The 377-nt window shown below is 36.9% G+C and carries 1 protein-coding gene; it reads left to right on the forward strand.

What is annotated here, in order from left to right; translation table 11 throughout:
- The coding region (locus HC175_RS20415; RefSeq protein ID WP_209310149.1) for a cation:proton antiporter domain-containing protein at window positions 1-377 on the forward strand (377 nt) is incomplete at both ends.

The raw sequence follows: 377 nt of genomic DNA on the forward strand, positions 1-377 counted from the left end.
TTATAACCGAAATTGAACACCTGCTCATGGTGGTTTACATTATTCTCTTTGGAGGTTCCATAATGAATGGTATGTTAACCCTCACAGACTGGAGGGGGATTGTGTTTGCTTTTCTGTTTGTTATTGTTATTCGACCCTTAGCGGGCCTAATAGGTTTAACTGGGGTCAAAGAAGACTTCAAAAGTAAACTCGCTGTAAGTTTTTTTGGAATAAGAGGTATAGGTTCAATTTTCTACCTCTCCTGGGCATTTGTAACCTTTGACTATTTCGAACATAAAAATGAATTGTATGCCATTACTGCTTATATTATCCTTATCTCTATTGTACTTCACGGGTTAACTGCGCCTACAGCTATTGAATATTTCAGGAAAAAAAGT

Source organism: Salinimicrobium oceani (assembly GCF_012037645.1).